The 17,007-nt window shown below is 70.2% G+C and carries 16 protein-coding genes; all 16 read left to right on the forward strand.

The features are described from left to right. Positions 1-142 precede the first annotated feature (142 nt). The 16 genes from E3O48_RS18010 (at position 143) to der (ending at position 16,975) form a co-directional block, all read left to right on the forward strand. Positions 143-2,059 (forward strand): hypothetical protein, encoded by a 1,917-nt coding sequence (locus tag E3O48_RS18010; protein WP_241982476.1) that lies wholly within the window; start codon positions 143-145, stop codon positions 2,057-2,059. Further along, positions 2,034-3,059: an HAD-IIA family hydrolase gene (locus E3O48_RS09130; RefSeq protein WP_134538233.1), complete on the forward strand. Its 1,026-nt coding sequence runs from the start codon at positions 2,034-2,036 to the stop codon at positions 3,057-3,059. The genes E3O48_RS18010 and E3O48_RS09130 overlap by 26 nt, the downstream gene beginning before the upstream one ends. Before the next feature lie 16 nt (positions 3,060-3,075). Then, the gene (locus tag E3O48_RS09135; RefSeq protein ID WP_134538235.1) at positions 3,076-3,291 is read left to right on the forward strand and encodes a hypothetical protein; all 216 of its coding nucleotides are present in this window, start codon (positions 3,076-3,078) and stop codon (positions 3,289-3,291) included. A gap of 11 nt (positions 3,292-3,302) precedes the next feature. Then, positions 3,303-4,250, forward strand: coding sequence for a TlyA family RNA methyltransferase (locus tag E3O48_RS09140; protein ID WP_241982477.1), 948 nt, complete (start codon positions 3,303-3,305; stop codon positions 4,248-4,250). Positions 4,251-4,254: 4 nt separating this feature from the next. Beyond that, a complete protein-coding gene (locus E3O48_RS09145; RefSeq protein WP_134538237.1) occupies positions 4,255-5,172 on the forward strand; it encodes an NAD kinase in 918 nt (305 codons plus the stop codon). 93 nt (positions 5,173-5,265) lie between these two features. After that, positions 5,266-6,978 carry a DNA repair protein RecN gene (gene recN, locus E3O48_RS09150; protein ID WP_134538239.1) on the forward strand — a complete coding sequence of 571 codons (1,713 nt, stop codon included), beginning with the start codon at positions 5,266-5,268 and terminating at the stop codon, positions 6,976-6,978. Between the two features lie 14 nt (positions 6,979-6,992). Further along, positions 6,993-8,705 (forward strand): CTP synthase, encoded by a 1,713-nt coding sequence (locus E3O48_RS09155; RefSeq protein WP_134538241.1) that lies wholly within the window; start codon positions 6,993-6,995, stop codon positions 8,703-8,705. 3 nt (positions 8,706-8,708) lie between these two features. After that, positions 8,709-9,389: an NUDIX domain-containing protein gene (locus E3O48_RS09160; protein WP_370249604.1), complete on the forward strand. Its 681-nt coding sequence runs from the start codon at positions 8,709-8,711 to the stop codon at positions 9,387-9,389. Continuing rightward, positions 9,350-10,291 carry a site-specific tyrosine recombinase XerD gene (xerD, locus tag E3O48_RS09165; protein WP_370249606.1) on the forward strand — a complete coding sequence of 314 codons (942 nt, stop codon included), beginning with the start codon at positions 9,350-9,352 and terminating at the stop codon, positions 10,289-10,291. Before E3O48_RS09160 ends, xerD begins: the two co-directional genes overlap by 40 nt. A gap of 246 nt (positions 10,292-10,537) precedes the next feature. Continuing rightward, positions 10,538-11,455 (forward strand): ParA family protein, encoded by a 918-nt coding sequence (locus tag E3O48_RS09170; RefSeq protein ID WP_134538294.1) that lies wholly within the window; start codon positions 10,538-10,540, stop codon positions 11,453-11,455. After that, a complete protein-coding gene (locus tag E3O48_RS09175) occupies positions 11,439-12,248 on the forward strand; it encodes a ScpA family protein (protein ID WP_134507425.1) in 810 nt (269 codons plus the stop codon). The genes E3O48_RS09170 and E3O48_RS09175 overlap by 17 nt, the downstream gene beginning before the upstream one ends. Next, entirely contained in the window at positions 12,238-12,882 is a 645-nt protein-coding gene (locus tag E3O48_RS09180) for an SMC-Scp complex subunit ScpB (RefSeq protein ID WP_134538245.1), read from the forward strand. Before E3O48_RS09175 ends, E3O48_RS09180 begins: the two co-directional genes overlap by 11 nt. After that, the gene (locus tag E3O48_RS09185) at positions 12,879-13,667 is read left to right on the forward strand and encodes a pseudouridine synthase (RefSeq protein ID WP_134507423.1); all 789 of its coding nucleotides are present in this window, start codon (positions 12,879-12,881) and stop codon (positions 13,665-13,667) included. Before E3O48_RS09180 ends, E3O48_RS09185 begins: the two co-directional genes overlap by 4 nt. Positions 13,668-13,690: 23 nt before the next feature. Further along, positions 13,691-14,773 carry a prephenate dehydrogenase gene (locus E3O48_RS09190; protein ID WP_134538247.1) on the forward strand — a complete coding sequence of 361 codons (1,083 nt, stop codon included), beginning with the start codon at positions 13,691-13,693 and terminating at the stop codon, positions 14,771-14,773. Positions 14,774-14,777: 4 nt separating this feature from the next. Beyond that, entirely contained in the window at positions 14,778-15,464 is a 687-nt protein-coding gene (gene cmk, locus E3O48_RS09195) for a (d)CMP kinase (RefSeq protein ID WP_134538249.1), read from the forward strand. Then, positions 15,461-16,975 carry a ribosome biogenesis GTPase Der gene (der, locus tag E3O48_RS09200; protein WP_134507420.1) on the forward strand — a complete coding sequence of 505 codons (1,515 nt, stop codon included), beginning with the start codon at positions 15,461-15,463 and terminating at the stop codon, positions 16,973-16,975. Before cmk ends, der begins: the two co-directional genes overlap by 4 nt. The last annotated feature ends 32 nt before the right edge of the window (positions 16,976-17,007 follow it).

Here is a 17,007-nt window from a genome sequence, read left to right on the forward strand (position 1 = left end):
GGGGGACCCTGTGGGAGAGTAGGACACCGCCGGACTTAACTTAGCAACAAGTGAAATGGCCACCCAATGGGTGGCCATTTTGCGTTAAGCCTTACGCTGTTCAAGGCAGTCGAAAAGGCAGACCAATTACACAGGAGACACAGTGAGCCCAACAGGTACGCACGGAGACGACGCACGAAACGGCGGCCGGGACGATCGGCGTTCCGGCGGCAACCAGGGCGGCCGGCCACAGGGCGGACGCGGCGGCGACAATCGCCAGTCCGGTCCTCCCTCGGGTGGCGAGCGCGGTTCCGGCGGTTATCAGGGTCGCAACGACCGCGCGCAGGGTGGCGGTGAGCGTGCGCCCTATCGTGGCAATTCCGATCGCCCGCAGCGTGATGGCGAGCGTCCTCCGTACCGTGGCAATTCCGATCGCCCGCAGCGTGATGGCGAGCGTCCTCCGTACCGCGGGAACTCCGATCGTCCGTCCGGTGGCGCTGAGCGCAAGCCGTGGGCGAAGGATGGCGAGCGGGCTCCGTACCGTGGCAACTCGGATCGTCCCTCCAGTGGCGGTGAGCGGCCCCCTTACCGTGGAAACTCCGATCGTCCGTCCGGTGGCACTGAGCGTAAGCCGTGGGCGAAGGATGGCGAGCGGGCTCCGTACCGTGGCAACTCCGACCGTCCGTCCAGCGGCGGCGAGCGGCCCCCGTACCGTGGTAACTCCGACCGTCCCCAGCAGGGCGGCGAGCGTCCCCCGTACCGTGGCAACTCCGATCGTCCGTCCGGTGGCGCCGAGCGCAAGCCGTGGGCGAAGGATGGCGAGCGTGCCCCGTACCGTGGCAATTCCGACCGTCCGTCCAGTGGCGGCGAGCGTGCCCCGTACCGTGGCAACTCCGATCGTCCCTCAGGCGGCGCCGAGCGCAAGCCGTGGGCGAAGGATGGCGAGCGTCCTCCGTACCGTGGCAACTCCGATCGTCCCTCAGGCGGCGCCGAGCGCAAGCCCTGGGCCAAGGACGGCGAACGCACCGAGCGCCCGCGCACGGATGGCGACCGCAAGCCGTGGGGCAACGCCACACAGCGCGGCGGATCGCCGAACCGTGCCGGTGCCCCGCGTGACGCCGGCAAGAAGCTGTGGACCCGCGAGGGTGCTCCGGCCCGCGGCGATCGTGACGCCCGCGTCGTCGAAGAGGAGATGACCGAAGAGCAGCGCATGCAGCGTGAGCTGCGTTCGGTGCGTCCCCGCCACGACGACCCGGAACTTCCCGACGACGTCACGTCGCAGGACCTCGACCGGATCGCCCGCAACGAACTCAAGACCCTGAGCAAGGACAACGCGGAGGCCGTGGGCCGTCACCTCGCCATGGCCGCCCGTGTCATCGACGAGGACCCGGAGCTCGCTCACCGCCACGTCATGTCGGCCGCCCGTCGGGCCGGCCGCATTGCCGTGGTGCGCGAGAGCCTGGCGATCACCGCCTACGCGACCGGCGACTTCGCCCTGGCCCTGCGCGAACTGCGCACCTACCGGAGGATCTCCGGCTCCAACGACCAGCTTCCCCTGATGGTGGACAGCGAACGCGGCGTCGGACGCCCCGACCGCGCGCTCGAGCTGGGCCGGTCCGTCGACCGGGCGACCCTGCCGGCATCCGTTCAGGTGGCCCTGGCCATTGCGATGTCGGGCGCCCGCCTCGACCTGGGGGAGACCGAGGCCGCGCTGAGCGAACTCGAGATTCCGCAGCTCGACCCGAAGACCGCGTTCTCCTACAGTGCTGAGCTGTTCGCCGCCTACGCCGAGGTGCTCGAAGAGCTCGGCCGTGTAGACGAGGCCGAACTCTGGACCGAACGCGCCGAGCGCGCGGATGCGGCCGTGTCGGGCGCGTCGGATGCGGACGAGACCATCGAGATCCTCGAGATGGAGGACGACGAGTTCGACGACGGCGAGCAGGACATCGGCGAGCAGGACATCGACGAGCAGGACATCGGCGAGCAGGACACCGACCCGGAGGTCTCGACAAGTTCGACCACCGGCGCGGACGACGAAGGCCAGCAGGAGCAGGATGCTGAGGCGTCGCCGCGTGGTTGAGCCGAAGACCCCGCTGTCCGGCGTCGACGTGGTGCTCGCTGACCTCGACGGTGTCGTCTACACCGGCCCGGGCGCGATCCCGTTCGCGGTGGAAAGCCTCAACCGCGCGGCCGAGACCATGCGGGTGGGCTACCTCACCAACAACGCGTCCCGCACCGACCAGACCGTGGCCGACCACCTGAGCGAGCTCGGCCTCGGGGCGGTGGCGACGGATGTCGTCACCTCGCCGCAGGCCGCCGTGCGCCTGCTGGCCGACGAGGTGCCTGCGGGCGCCCTCGTGCTCGTGATCGGCGGCGAGGGTCTCGTCGTCGAGGTCGAAAAGGGTGGCTTCGTCGTCACCCGATCGGCCGACGACCAGCCGGCCGCGGTCATCCAGGGCTTCTCGCCCGACCTCGGCTGGAAGGACCTCGCCGAGGCCGCGTTCGCGCTGCACCCCCGCGCCGACGGCGTCGAGATCCCCTGGATCGCGACCAACACCGACTGGACCATCCCCGTCGCCCGCGGCATCGCCCCCGGAAACGGTACCCTCGTCTCCGCCGTGCACACTGCCGTCGGTCGCCTACCGATCGTGGCCGGCAAGCCGGAGGTCGCCATCTTCACGGAGGCCGTCAACCGGTTCGGGGCCAGCCAGGCCCTGTTCATCGGCGACCGCCTCGACACCGACATCCTCGGCGCGAACCGGGCCGGCATCCCCGCCGTGCTCGTGCTCACCGGGATCGACAAGGCGAAACAGGCCCTCGCGGCCGACGCCGCCTCCCGGCCCCGCTACATCCTCGACGACCTGCGCCAGCTGCACGAGCCGTACCCGGAGACCGTGTTCTCCAAGGACGGCACATCGGCCACCGTCGACGGGGCCACGGTGCGCCTGCGCGGCGCGGACGTCGAGGTCGTCGCCGAAGGCGACGGCGCCATCAACCTGCTCCGGGCCGCCTGCGCCGTGATCTGGGCCTCCGGGCGCCCGATCTACGGCCTGAATGTTCCGGAGCGACTGTATCTCTGACGGTAACGTTGAAGGCGTGACAGAGCACTCCACCCCCACGTCGAGGCCGGCGCCCGCGCCGCGCACCCCGGCGGGCGACGCTTCGACCAGCGAGCCGGCGGAGTTCGTTTCCACCCTCGACGCGATCGAGAACCAGCCGCTCGAGGAGCGCGCCGCGGCCTATGTGCAGCTGCACGACCGTCTGCGCGATCACCTCGAGGGCGGCGACGTTCCGCGATCGACCGACGCATGACCGGGAATCCGATGAACGACGACAGCCAGGCCGAGTCCACCGCGCCTGAACCGATGGACACGCCCCAGCCGGATGCCGGCGGGCCGGATGCCGGCGAGCCGCACGCCGGCCAGGGCGAGCCCGAGCAGGCCCCGGCCGGCGCCTCCCTGCCCGAACGCGCGCCGGACCAGCGCCTCGACACCGCCCTCGCCGAGCGCGGCCTGGCCCGCTCCCGCACGGTGGCCGCGCAGCTGATCACCGGCGGGCTCGTCACCGTCGACGGCAAACCGGTCGTCAAGGCATCCGCCAAGGTGCGGGGCACACAGCTGATCGAGGTGGCCGCGACCGACCACTACGTCAGCCGCGGGGCGCACAAGCTCATCGCCGCGCTCGACGCCTTCGCCCTGCCGGTGACGGGCCGCACCGTGCTCGACGCCGGCGCGTCCACCGGCGGGTTCAGCCAGGTGCTGCTCGAACGCGGTGCCGCCCGGGTGCTCGCCGTCGACGTCGGCCACGGGCAGCTCGCGCCGCTCCTGGCCACCGAGCCACGGCTCACCCTCGTCGAGGGCTTCAATCTGCGCTACTCCACCGCCGAGTCGCTCGCCGCGGCATCCGGCGTCGACACCCGGGCCGACCTGGTGGTCGCCGACCTCTCCTTCATCTCCCTGCCGATGGTGCTCCCGGCCCTGGTCGCCACCGCCGCGCGGGGCGCTGACTTCGTGCTGCTGATCAAACCGCAATTCGAGGTCGGCAAGGGCAGCATCCGGGAAGGGATCGTGCACGACCCCGGCCTGCGCGCCGACGCCATCGCCGGCGTGCTCTGGGCGGCCTGGGACCTGGGCCTCCGCACGAACGGCCTGATCGCGTCGCCGATCGCCGGCGGTGCCGGCAATCGGGAGTATCTCTGCTGGCTGAGCCGCGAGGTGGGCACGAATCCGACAGAATGGATCGACCGGACAACGGCACTGGTGGGAGCCTGACGACATGACTGCAGCACGCCACATCCTCGTCGTCGCTCACACCGGGCGGCAGGATTCCCTCGAGGCGGCCGTCACCGTGTGCGAGCAGCTGCTCGCGGCCGGCGCGGTGCCCGTGCTGGCCCGCAACGAACGCGCCGACCTGCTCGCCTCCTGCCCCGCGCTCGACGGGCAGTTGGCAATCCTGCACGAGACGGTCGACATCACCGACCTCGAGCTCGTCGTCGTGCTCGGCGGCGACGGCACCATCCTCCGCGCCGCGGAGATCGTGCGCGGCTGCTCCGCGCCGCTGCTCGGGATCAACCTCGGCCACGTCGGCTTCCTCGCCGAGAGCGAGCGCGACGACCTGGGCGAGGCCGTGCGCCGCGCCCTGTCCCGCGACTACCTGGTCGAGGAGCGGATGGCCCTCGCCGTGCGCGTGAAGGTCGGCGACGACGTCATCTACGAGACCTGGGCGTTGAACGAGGCCACGGTCGAGAAGGCCAGCCGGGAACGGATGCTCGAGGTCGTCATCGAGGTCGACGGTCGCCCGCTCTCCTCCTTCGGCTGCGACGGCGTGGTCATGTCCACGCCCACCGGGTCGACCGCCTACGCGTTCTCCGCCGGCGGGCCGATCGTCTGGCCGAGCCTGGACGCCCTGCTGCTCGTGCCGCTGAGCGCGCACGCCCTCTTCGCCCGCCCGCTCGTCGTCGGCCCGGACTCGTCCCTGGCCGTCGAGGTCGTCGCCCGCACCGGCGCCACCGCCGTGCTCTGCGCCGACGGCCGCCGGGTGCACGACCTCCCGCCCGGGGCGCGCGTGATCGTGCGCCGCTCGCCCATCCCGGTGCGGCTGGCCCGGCTGCACAGCGGCCCGTTCACCGACCGCCTGGTGAACAAGTTCAACCTGCCGGTCACCGGCTGGAGAGGCCCGGTCGGGCGTGAGTGAGCCCCGCGTGAGTGAGCCCCGCATGACTGAGCCCCGGGTGAGCCGGCCCACCGTGAGCACGCCCCGGCGATCCGGCGTGAGCGGGCCCAAGTCATGATCGACGAACTCATCATCAGGGACCTCGGCGTGATCGCCGAGGCGACCCTGCCGCTCGGCCCGGGGTTCACCGCGGTCACCGGCGAGACCGGCGCGGGCAAGACCATGGTCGTCACCGCGCTGGGCCTGCTGCTCGGCGAACGCGCCGACCCCGGGCTCGTGCGCCAGGGACAGACCCAGACCTGGGTCGAGGGCCGCTGGCTGATCCCCGCCGACGGCGCCGTCGCCGGCCGGGTGCGGGACGCCGGGGGAGACCTCGACGGCGGCGAACTCATCCTCAGCCGCTCGGTCTCCGCCGAGGGCCGCAGCCGGGCCGTCGTCGGCGGGCGCGGCGCCCCCGCCAGCGTGCTCAGCGACCTCGGCGGCGACCTCGTCGTCGTGCACGGCCAGTCCGACCAGGTGCGCCTGCGCTCGGCGACCGCCCAGCGCGCGGCGCTCGACCGGTTCGCCGGCCCGGAGCTCGCCGACACCCTCGACCGGTTCACCGAGGTCTTCCACCGCTGGCAGGACCGTCAGGGCGAACTGATCCTGCTCGTCGACGAGCAGGACCAGCGCAGCCAGGAGGCCGCCGAGCTCCGCGACGCGATCGACGAGATCGAACGGATCGCCCCCCAGCGCGGCGAGGACGACGAACTGGCCGCGCGCGCCGAACGCCTCGGCAACCTGGAGGAACTCCGGGTCGCGGCCGCGCAGGCCCGCGAATTCCTCTCCGCCGAGGAGAACCCCGACGGGCTCCCGGATGCCGTCGCCCTGCTCGACTCCGCCCGCCGCCAGCTCGAACGGGCCGGCGAGCACGACCCGGCCCTGCCTCCGATGGCCGAGGCCCTCGCGGGCGCCGGCTTCGTCGTCGCCGACGTCGCCGCCCAGCTCTCCAGCTACCTCGCCGGCCTCGACGCCGACGGCGCCCGCGAACTCGAGGTCGTGCAGGAACGCCGGGCGGTCCTCACCGCGCTGGCCCGCAAGTACGACGGCGGCCTCGACGAGGCCGTCGAATTCCTCGACACCGGCAGTTCCCGGCTGCTCGAGTTGGACGGTGACACCGACCGCATCGACGCCCTCCGCGCCGAGACCGAGGCCGACCGGCTGGTCGTGGAGCAGCTCGCCGACCGGCTCACCGGCATCCGCCTGGCCGCCGCCGAACGCCTCGGAACGGCCGTCACCGCCGAACTGGGCGCCCTGGCGATGCCGGATGCCGCCCTCGTCGCCCTGGTCGACAGCCGCCCCGAGGTCACCGCCACGGGCCGCGACCTCGTGCGGATCCTGCTGCGACCGCACGCCGGGGCCGAGCCGCGCAGCCTGGCGCGCGGGGCATCCGGCGGCGAGCTCTCCCGAGTGATGCTTGCGATCGAGGTCGTCATCAACGCGACCGACCCGGTTCCCACGTTCGTCTTCGACGAGGTCGACGCCGGTGTCGGCGGGGCGGCGGCGATCGAGATCGGCCGGCGACTCGCCCGGCTCGCCGAGACCGCCCAGGTGATCGTGGTCACCCACCTCGCCCAGGTGGCGGCGTTCGCCGGCAACCACCTCAGCGTCGTCAAGGACAGCGACGGCGCCGTCACGGCCAGCAGCGTGCGGCAGTTGCACGGCGACGAACGGGCCGCCGAGATGGCCCGGCTCCTCTCCGGGCTGCCCGATTCCGCGAGCGGGCTCGAACACGCCCGTGAGCTCATTTCCCTCGCCCGCACCAACAGAACGGCCCAGCCAGAGTGATAGAGTCGAAGCCCGTGGTGGAAAATAAAAGCACGGACAAATCAGACGGTATCAATCTCAATACGACGGTCAAGCACATCTTCGTGACCGGTGGTGTCGTTTCCTCATTGGGCAAAGGCCTGACGGCGGCAAGCCTCGGCAATCTCCTGACAGCGAGCGGTTTGCGCGTCGTCATGCAGAAGCTCGATCCCTATCTCAACGTGGACCCGGGCACGATGAACCCGTTCCAGCACGGCGAGGTCTTCGTGACCGACGACGGCGCGGAGACCGACCTCGACATCGGCCACTACGAGCGGTTCCTCGACATCAACCTCAACCAGGCCGCGAACGTCACCACCGGCCAGGTCTACTCGCAGGTCATCGCCAGGGAACGCCGCGGCGAGTACCTCGGCGACACCGTGCAGGTCATCCCGCACATCACCGACGAGATCAAGCGACGGATGCGCCTCCAGGCCGACGACGAACCGCGCCCCGACGTGATCATCACCGAAATCGGCGGCACCGTCGGCGACATCGAATCCCAGCCGTTCCTCGAGGCAGCCCGCCAGGTGCGCCACGAGCTCGGCCGCAAGAACGTCTTCTTCGTGCACGTCTCCCTGGTGCCGTTCATGGCCGCCTCCGGCGAGCAGAAGACCAAGCCCACCCAGCACTCCGTCGCCGCCCTCCGCTCGATCGGCATCCAGCCCGACGCGCTCGTGCTGCGCAGCGATCGGCCCGTCTCCGAGTCGAACAAGCGCAAGATCGCGCTCATGTGCGACGTCGACGAAGACGCCGTCGTCAACGCGATCGACGTGCCCAGCATCTACGAGATCCCCACCATGCTGCACGAGCAGGGCCTGGACCGGTACATCACCGACCTGCTCGACCTCCCGGTCACCAAGGTCGACTGGACCGCCTGGCAGAAGGTGCTCGACGCCGTGCGCGAGCCCAAGCACGAGGTCACCATCGGCCTGGTCGGCAAGTACATTGACCTTCCCGACGCCTACCTCTCGGTGACCGAGGCCCTCCGCGCCGGCGGGTTCGCCAACCAGACCAAGGTCAAGATCAACTGGATCGCCTCCGACGAGTGCGAGACCGACGAGGGCGCGGTCCGCCACCTCAGCGAACTCGACGGCATCTGCGTGCCCGGCGGTTTCGGAGTGCGCGGCATCGAGGGCAAGCTCGGCGCCCTCCGCTTCGCCCGGGAGAACGGCATCCCCGTGCTCGGCCTGTGCCTCGGCCTGCAGTGCATGGTGATCGAATACGCCCGCAACAAGGCCGGCCTGATCGGCGCCTCGTCCTCCGAGTTCGACCCGGAGACCGAGTTCCCCGTGATCGCGACCATGGAGGAGCAGGTCGAGATCATCGCCGGCGGCGACCTGGGCGGCACCATGCGCCTCGGCCTCTACCCGGCCACCCTCGCCGAGGGTTCGCTCGTTTCCGAGCTCTACGGGGCCCCTGAGGCCTCCGAGCGGCACCGTCACCGCTACGAGGTGAACAACGCGTTCCGCGCCCAGATCGCGGATGCCGGCATGTGGTTCTCCGGAACCTCGCCCGACCGCCACCTGGTCGAGTACGTCGAACTCAAGCGCGAGGAGCACCCGTTCTACGTCGGCACCCAGGCTCACCCTGAGCTGCGCAGCCGGCCGAGCCACGCGCATCCGCTGTTCCGCGGCCTGATCGGCGCGGCCCTCGACCGCCAGCAGGCCAGCCGCCTGTTCGAGGTTGAGGTCAAGGTCGAGGCCTAGGCCTTGGTCGACACCGCGCTGAACGCCGAGAACACCGACGGCGCGGCGTCCCCGGCGCTGCTCGCCGACGAGTTCGCGTTCGCCCCCGTCACCGACACCGGGATCGTCTTCGACGGCAAGGTCTGGGACGTGCGCCGCGACACGTTCGACTACGCCGGCTCCGGGATCGTGCGCGAGTACCTCGACCACCCCGGCGCCGTGGCGATCCTCGCCCTTGACGACGAGGACCGGGTGCTGTTGATCAAGCAGTACCGGCACCCGGTGCGCGCCCGGGAGTGGGAACTCCCCGCCGGGCTGCTCGACGAAGACGGGGAACACCCGCTGATCGGGGCGCAGCGCGAGCTCGCCGAGGAGGCCGACGTCACCGCCGCCGACTGGGACGTGCTCAGCGAGTTCTACACCTCGCCGGGCGGCAGCAACGAGGTCATCCGGATCTACCTGGCCCGCGGCCTGGCCGCCGCCACCGACGCGTTCGAACGCACCGACGAGGAAGCCGACATCGAGATCCGCTGGGTGCCGCTGGACGACTGCGTCGACGCCGTGCTCGCCCGCCGGCTGCAGAACCCGTCGCTCGTGATCGGCGTGCTCGCCGCCCAGGCGTCCCGGGCCCGTGGCTGGAGCTCGCTGGCCGCCGCGGACACCCCGTGGCCGCGGCATCCGGTCAACTGGGACCACTCGGTGTGATCGCCCGGGCGGCTGTGGATTCGTACCTGCGGCACGTCGCGATCGAACGCGGGCTGAGCGCCAACACGGTCGCCGCGTACCGTCGGGACCTCGTCATCTACGCCGGCTGGCTCGCCGGGCACGAGCTCACCGACCTGCGGGCGATCACCTCGCTGCACGTGTCCGAGTTCGTGCGGTTCCTGAGCCTGCGCGAAGAGTCGCCGCTGACGGCGGCGTCGATCGCGCGCATCCTCTCGACCGTGCGCGGGTTCCACCGGTTCCTGCTCGAAGAGGGCACGGTCGAAACGGATGTCGCGCACGAGTCGAAACCGCCCAGGCTCGGCACCCGGCTGCCCAAGGCCATCTCGATCGAACAGGTGACCGCGCTGCTGGACGCCACCGACGGCGACGACGTGCAGGCGCTGCGCGACAAGGCCCTGCTCGAGCTGCTCTACGCCACGGGCGCCCGGGTCTCCGAGGCGGTGAACCTCAACGTGGACGACGTGCTCGAAACGGATGTCGTGCGGCTCACCGGCAAGGGCGACAAGCAGCGGATCGTGCCGGTCGGCAGCTTCGCCCGGAAGGCCATCGACGCGTACCTGGTGCGGGCGCGGCCGCTGCTCTCCGGGCGCGGCAAGGCCACGCCCGCCCTGTTCCTCGGCCTCCGCGGGCAGCGGGTGAGCCGCCAGAACGCGTGGCTGATCATCCGGGCCGCCGCCGAGCGCGCCGGTCTGGACGGGCACGTGTCGCCGCACACACTCCGGCACTCCTTCGCCACCCACCTGCTCGCCGGCGGCGCCGACGTGCGGGTCGTGCAGGAACTGCTCGGGCACTCGTCGGTCGCGACAACCCAGATCTACACCCTGGTCACCGTCGACACCCTGCGCGACATGTACACGACCGCGCACCCGCGCGCCCGCTGAGGGTCGCCACAGCCCCAATCCGTGCGATCCCGGTCGGGCCCACTCCTGCTATGTGCATAACTCCTGCAATTCGTGGTGGCGACGGATGCCTGCCCCGGAATTCCGGGGAACTTGTCGGAGCGACGCAGAAACTGCAGGAGTTATGCGGGGGCGAGGCCGCGGATCCGGACTGATCGGGGCGGGAGCGGCGCTTTTCGGCGATCCTTGCGAGCGGGAGCCGATCCGATCGCTACACTCGACACAGTGATGGGTGCAGGACGGATCGAGGACATCTCAGTGGCGCGTAAGCAGGGTGACCGGATACTACTCCCCGGTTTCGAGGACGTACCAGTCGGTGCTACCGGGCGCCCGAAACGCGAATTCGAGGAGCCGGAGCCTCTCAAGAGCCACGGCCCGGCGCGCATCATCTCGCTGTGCAACCAGAAGGGCGGCGTGGGCAAGACCACGACCACCATCAACCTGGGTGCCGCCCTGGCCGCGTACGGCCGTCGCGTGCTCGCGATCGACTTCGACCCGCAGGGCGCGCTCTCGGCCGGCCTCGGCGTGCCGACGCACGACGTCACCACCATCTACGACCTGCTGCTCAGCGGCTCGGTCAACCCGAGCGACGCGATCCAGAAGACCTCGGTCGAGAACCTCGACATCATCCCGGCCAACATCGACCTGTCCGCCGCGGAGGTGCACCTCGTCAACGAGGTCGCCCGCGAGCAGATCCTCGCCCGGGTGCTGCGCAAGATCTCCGGCGACTACGACGTCATCCTGATCGACTGCCAGCCCTCCCTCGGAATCCTCACCGTGAACGCGCTCACCGCGAGCCACGGCGTGCTCATCCCGCTCGAATGCGAGTTCTTCGCCCTGCGCGGCGTCGCCCTCCTGATCGAGACCATCGACAAGGTGCGCGACCGGCTCAACCCGGCCATCGAACTGGACGGCATCCTCGCCACAATGTACGACTCCCGCACCCTGCACTCCCGCGAGGTGCTCGATCGGGTCGTCGACGCGTTCGGCGACAGCGTGCTCGAGACCGTCATCGGCCGCACGGTCAAGTTCCCCGACGCATCCGTCGCCGGTGTTCCGATCACCGAGTTCGCGCCAGAGCACGCGGCAGCCAAGGCGTACAAGCAGGCGGCGCGGGAACTGATCCAGCGTGGCGCCGTCGCCTGACGCGGCCGCTCCGAAAGCATTCTCGGTTGCCCTCGGCAACTTCGAGGGCCCGTTCGACCTGCTGCTCAGCCTGATCAGCAAGCACGAGCTGGACATCACCGAGATCTCGCTCAGCCGGGTCACCGACGAGTTCATCGGCTACCTGCGCGGGCTCGACCAGACCGAAGAGCTCGACCAGGCCACCCAGTTCCTCGTCGTCGCCGCGACCCTGCTCGACCTCAAGGTCGCCGGGCTGCTGCCGCAGGGCGAACTCGTCGACGCGGAGGACGTGGCCCTGCTCGAGGCCCGCGACCTGCTGTTTGCCCGGCTGCTGCAGTACCGCGCGTTCAAGACCGCCTCGGCCTGGTTCCTCGGCCGGATGGACACCGAGGCCACCCGGCACGTGCGCTCGGTGCGGCTCGAGGAGAAGTACCGCGCGCAGACGCCCGAACTGGTCTGGACCCTCTCGCTCGGCGACTTCGCCGCCCTCGCGGCGCTCGCGCTCACCCCGCGGGAGCTGCCCACCGTGGGCCTGGACCACCTGCACGCGCCGCTGGTGAGCATCCGGGAACAGGCCGCCTACATCGTGTCGATGCTGCGCCCGGGGGAGACCCTCACTTTCCGCGAGCTCATCGTCGGCGCGGAGCTCAAGGGCGTCGTGATCGCTCGTTTCCTGGCCGTGCTGGAGCTCTACCGGCACGGCGCCATCTCCTTCGACCAGCTCGAACCGCTCGGCGACCTCAGTCTGCACTGGAGCGCCGAAAACTGGTCCGAAGCCAACCTCGCCGACCTCGGAGCCGACTATGACGCTTGACGCCGTGCACACCAGCGACCCCGCCGCTGACCCGATAACCGGCCCGGCCCTGGCCGGCACCATTCAGGATGCCGCGGGCGGGCTTGCCCCGATCGAGCGCAAACTCGAGGCCCTGCTCATGGTCGCCGACGAACCGCAGAGCCTGATCCACCTGGCCACGGCCGTCGACCGCCCCCTGAAAGACGTCAAGGCGGCCATCGCCCGCCTGGTCGCCGACTTCGACGGCGTCGCGGGCACCGTGCGCCGCGGTTTCGAACTGCGCGAAGTCGCCGGCGGCTGGCGCATCTACGTGCGCCCCGAATACGACCTGGTCGTCGCCGATTTCGTGCTCACCCAGAACCCGAGCCGGCTGTCCCAGGCCGCCCTCGAGACCCTCGCCGTGATCGCGTACAAGCAACCAATCAGCCGCGGCGCTGTAGCCTCGATTCGGGCCGTTAATGTTGACTCGGTCGTGCGTACCCTCCTGGGTCGAGGTTTGATCACCGAGGCCTTCACCGACAGCGAGACCGGCGCGATCAACTACGCCACCACCGACCTGTTGCTCAGCCAGCTGGGAATCAACACGCTGGACGAGTTGCCATACATATCGCCGTTGCTCGCAGACGGCGCAGACGGATTTGAGGATCTTCCATGACCACCGACCCCCAGGGCACCCCGACCAACCCGGATGCCGCCGCAGACGGCGTGCGCCTGCAGAAGGTCATGGCCTCCGCCGGCGTCGCCTCCCGCCGCGTCTCCGAGGACCTGATCGCCGCCGGCCGGGTGCGCGTGAACGGCAAGGTCGTCACCGAACTCGGCCGTCGAATCCACCCCGACACCGACAAGATCGCTGTGGACAACATCGCCGTGCAGCTGGACACCACCCGCCGCTACGTGATGCTCAACAAGCCCGTCGGCGTGGTCTCCTCCATGCAGGACGAGAGCGGCCGGCCCGACCTGCGCGAGTTCACCGACCAGTTCGAGGAACGGCTCTTCAACGTCGGCCGCCTCGACGCGATGACCAGCGGCCTGCTCATCCTCACCAACGACGGTGACCTCGCGCACGTGCTCGCGCACCCCTCGTTCGGCGTCACCAAGACCTACATCGCCAAGGTGGAGGGCCGCGTCTCCGCGCAGACCATCGGCCTGCTGCAGAGCGGCATCGAACTGGACGACGGCCCCATTTCCGCCGACAAGGCCCGCATCCTGACCAGCCCTCCCGGCGACGGTTTCAGCCTGGTCGAGCTCACCCTGCACTCCGGCCGCAACCGGATCGTGCGCCGCATGATGGAGGCCGTCGGCCACCCCGTCGTCGACCTCGTGCGCCGCCAGTTCGGCCCGCTGCACCTCGGCACCCTCCGGGTCGGCGACGTGCGCGACCTGACCAAGGCGGAACTGGGCCAGCTGCTCACCGTGTCCCGCGCCGAAACCAAGGACTAGTTCCGAACACCAGGAGAACCACCATGGTCGAGAGTCGACTGATCGGACCGGTGCGCGTCGTCGGCGCGGGCCTGCTGGGCACCAGCATCGGCCTCGGCCTGCGCAACCGGGGCATCGACGTGATCCTCGCCGACGCGTCGCCGACCAACCTGAGCATCGCCGTCGACTACGGCGCCGGCCGGGCGGCCGCCCCCGGCGACGCACCCCAGCTGATCGTCGTCTGCGTTCCCCCCGACGTGACCGCCGAGATCGTCGCCCGCGAGCTGGAGGCGTTCCCGCAGGCGATCGTGACGGATGTCGCCAGCGTCAAACTCGCGCCCCTCGCCGAGCTCACGGCCCGCGGCGCCGACGTGTCCCGCTACATCGGCGGTCACCCGCTGGCCGGCCGTGAACGCGGCGGACCCCTGGCCGGCCGCGCCGACCTGTTCGTCGGCCGGCCCTGGGTCGTCGCCGCGCACGACGCGATCAGCTACCAGCAGGCCACCGCGATCGACGACCTTATCCTCGACCTCGGCGCGATCCTCGTCGAGATGAGCCCCGAAGAGCACGACCGCGGCGTCGCCCTGATCTCCCACGTTCCCCAGGTCGTCTCCACGATCATGGCCCGCCGGTTGACGGATGCCCCCGCCTCCGCCCTCAACCTCGCCGGCCAGGGCCTGCGCGACGTGACCCGGGTCGCGGCCAGCGACCCCGAACTGTGGGTGCAGATCCTCGGCGCGAACGCCCAGCCCGTGCGGGACATCCTGCTCGCCTACCGCGACGACCTCGACCGGTTCATCGACGCCCTCGCCGACCCGGCCGCGCCCGGCGCACGGCGCAAGGTCGCCGAGGAACTCGCCGGCGGCAACGCCGGGGTGGCCCGGCTGCCCGGCAAGCACGGCCAGGACCGCCGGTTCGTGTCGCTGAGCGTGATGGTCGACGACACCCCGGGCCAGCTGGCCCGGCTGCTGGCCGAGATCGGCGAGGTCGGCGTGAACCTCGAAGACCTCCGGCTCGAACACTCGCCGGGCGCCCAACTGGGCCTGGCCGAAATTTCCGTTCTCCCCGAAGCGGTTTCCCGCCTCACCGAAGAGCTGGCCGCCCGCGGCTGGCGGATTGCTGGTTAGAACTATGGGACGTCATTCCCGCCCCCACCTCGTCGCGATCGACGGGCCGGCCGGCAGCGGTAAGTCCAGCGTCAGCCGCGCCGTCGCCCGCCGCCTCGGTTTCGACTACCTCGACACCGGCGCCGCCTACCGGGCCCTGGCCTGGTACGTGCTCTCGAAGAAGATCGACCCGGCCGACGCGCCGGCGGTCATCGCCGCGCTCGGCGGCTTCGACTACTCGATCGGGATCGAACCCGACCGGTACTACGTGCAGGTGGGCGACACCGTCGTCACCGACTTGATCCGGGAGCCGGAGGTGTCGGCCGCGGTGAGCGCCGTGGCCCGCATTCCCGAGGTGCGCAGCTACCTCACGAAACTGTTCCGCACCATCGCCGCGGGCTCCCCGCGCACCGGCGTGGTGATCGAAGGACGGGACATCACCACCGTCGTGGCCCCCGAGGCGGAGGTGCGCATTCTCCTTACTGCATCCGAAGAGGCTAGAATGGCTAGGCGCTCTGCGGAAATATCGACCCAATCGGCTGAAACCGTGGCAGAACAGTTGCGATCGAGGGATCGCGCTGACTCCCAGGTAGTCGAATTCATGAGCGCCGCAGACGGTGTGATCACCGTCGACTCCACCCATCTCGACTTCGACCAGACCATTGACGCGGTCATCGATGTCATCAATACACGCCGCGAGGAACTCGCATGAATAACAACGACTTCGACGACACGATCCCAGCCATCGACACGGAACTGGTCTCACGACTGGACGACCTCGATGAAGATCTGGTCACCCGGCGCGCCGCCGCCCTCCGCACCGGACTCGACGAGTACGAGCTCGACGACGAGGACTTCGACGTTCTCGACTCGGTGACGGATGACCCCGACGCCATCCAGTACCTGCCGGCCCTGCCGGTGATCGCCATTGTCGGCCGCCCGAACGTGGGCAAGTCCGCACTGGTGAACCGCATCCTCGGCCGCCGTGAGGCCGTCGTGGAGGACACCCCCGGTGTCACCCGCGACCGCGTCACCTACAAGGGCGAATGGCACGAACGCAAGTTCAGCCTCGTCGACACCGGCGGCTGGGAGCCCGACGCCAAGGGCATCGACGCATCCGTCGCCGCTCAGGCCGAACTGGCCATCGAGCTCTGCGACGTCGTCATGTTCGTCGTCGACGCGAACGTCGGCCCGACGTCCACCGATGAGGCCGTCGTGCGCCTGCTGCGCAAGGCCGGCCGTCCGGTCTTCCTCGTCGCCAACAAGGTCGACGACATCCGCCAGGAGCCCGAAGCGGCCAGCCTGTGGGCGCTCGGCCTCGGCCAGCCGTGGCCGGTCTCCGCGCTGCACGGTCGCGGCGTCGCCGACCTGCTCGACGCGATCCTCGAAAAGCTCCCCGAAATCTCCGCCGTCGCCAAGCAGGAGGTCGGCGGGCCCCGCCGCGTGGCCATCCTCGGCCGCCCGAACGTGGGCAAGTCCAGCCTGCTGAACAAGGTCGTCGGCGAGGAGCGCGTTGTCGTCAACGAGCTCGCCGGCACCACCCGCGACCCGGTCGACGAGCAGGTCGAGCTCGGCGGCAGGGTGTGGCGCTTCGTCGACACCGCCGGCATCCGTCGCCGCGTGCACCTCTCGCAGGGCGCCGACTTCTACGCGTCGCTGCGCACGAGCGCCGCGCTCGAAAAGGCCGAGGTCGCCGTCGTGCTCATCGACGTCACCGAGGTCATCAGCGAGCAGGACGTGCGCGTGATCGACCTCGTGCTCGAGTCCGGCCGTGCGCTGGTGCTCGCGTTCAACAAGTGGGACCAGATCGACGACGACCGTCGCCGCTACCTGGAGCGTGAGATCGAGCAGGACCTGGCCCACGTGGCGTGGGCTCCGCGCGTGAACATCTCGGCCAAGACCGGTCGCCACATGGAGAAGCTCGTTCCGGCGCTGGAGACCGCGCTCGAGGCGTGGGACACCCGCATCGCCACCGGCAAGTTCAACGCGTTCCTCGCCGAACTCGCCGCCGAGCACCCGCACCCCGTGCGCAGCGGCAAGCAGCCGCGCATCCTGTTCGGCACCCAGGCGTCCAGCCGCCCGCCGACCTTCGTCATCTTCACCACCGGGTTCCTCGACCCGGGCTACCGCCGGTTCATCCAGCGTCGCCTGCGCGAGACCTACGGATTCGTGGGAAGCCCGATCAACATCAGCATGCGCGTGCGCGAGAAGCGCAAGCGCTAGGGAGTTGTTCGAGCGAAACGCGCGCGTCCTTC

Origin of the sequence: Cryobacterium sp. HLT2-28 (assembly GCF_004402495.1) — a bacterium.
GTDB lineage: Bacteria > Actinomycetota > Actinomycetes > Actinomycetales > Microbacteriaceae > Cryobacterium > Cryobacterium mannosilyticum.

Bases quoted from the DNA above. Each gene is read 5' to 3' on its own strand.
- E3O48_RS09145 (WP_134538237.1), top strand. From the start codon at position 4,255: ATGACTGCAGCACGCCACATCCTCGTCGTCGCTCACACCGGGCGGCAG.
- cmk (WP_134538249.1), top strand. From the start codon at position 14,778: ATGGGACGTCATTCCCGCCCCCACCTCGTCGCGATCGACGGGCCGGCC.
- E3O48_RS09140 (WP_241982477.1), top strand. From the start codon at position 3,303: ATGAACGACGACAGCCAGGCCGAGTCCACCGCGCCTGAACCGATGGAC.
- E3O48_RS09185 (WP_134507423.1), top strand. From the start codon at position 12,879: ATGACCACCGACCCCCAGGGCACCCCGACCAACCCGGATGCCGCCGCA.
- E3O48_RS09170 (WP_134538294.1), top strand. From the start codon at position 10,538: ATGGGTGCAGGACGGATCGAGGACATCTCAGTGGCGCGTAAGCAGGGT.
- E3O48_RS09190 (WP_134538247.1), top strand. From the start codon at position 13,691: ATGGTCGAGAGTCGACTGATCGGACCGGTGCGCGTCGTCGGCGCGGGC.
- der (WP_134507420.1), top strand. From the start codon at position 15,461: ATGAATAACAACGACTTCGACGACACGATCCCAGCCATCGACACGGAA.
- E3O48_RS09130 (WP_134538233.1), top strand. From the start codon at position 2,034: ATGCTGAGGCGTCGCCGCGTGGTTGAGCCGAAGACCCCGCTGTCCGGC.
- recN (WP_134538239.1), top strand. From the start codon at position 5,266: ATGATCGACGAACTCATCATCAGGGACCTCGGCGTGATCGCCGAGGCG.
- E3O48_RS09180 (WP_134538245.1), top strand. From the start codon at position 12,238: ATGACGCTTGACGCCGTGCACACCAGCGACCCCGCCGCTGACCCGATA.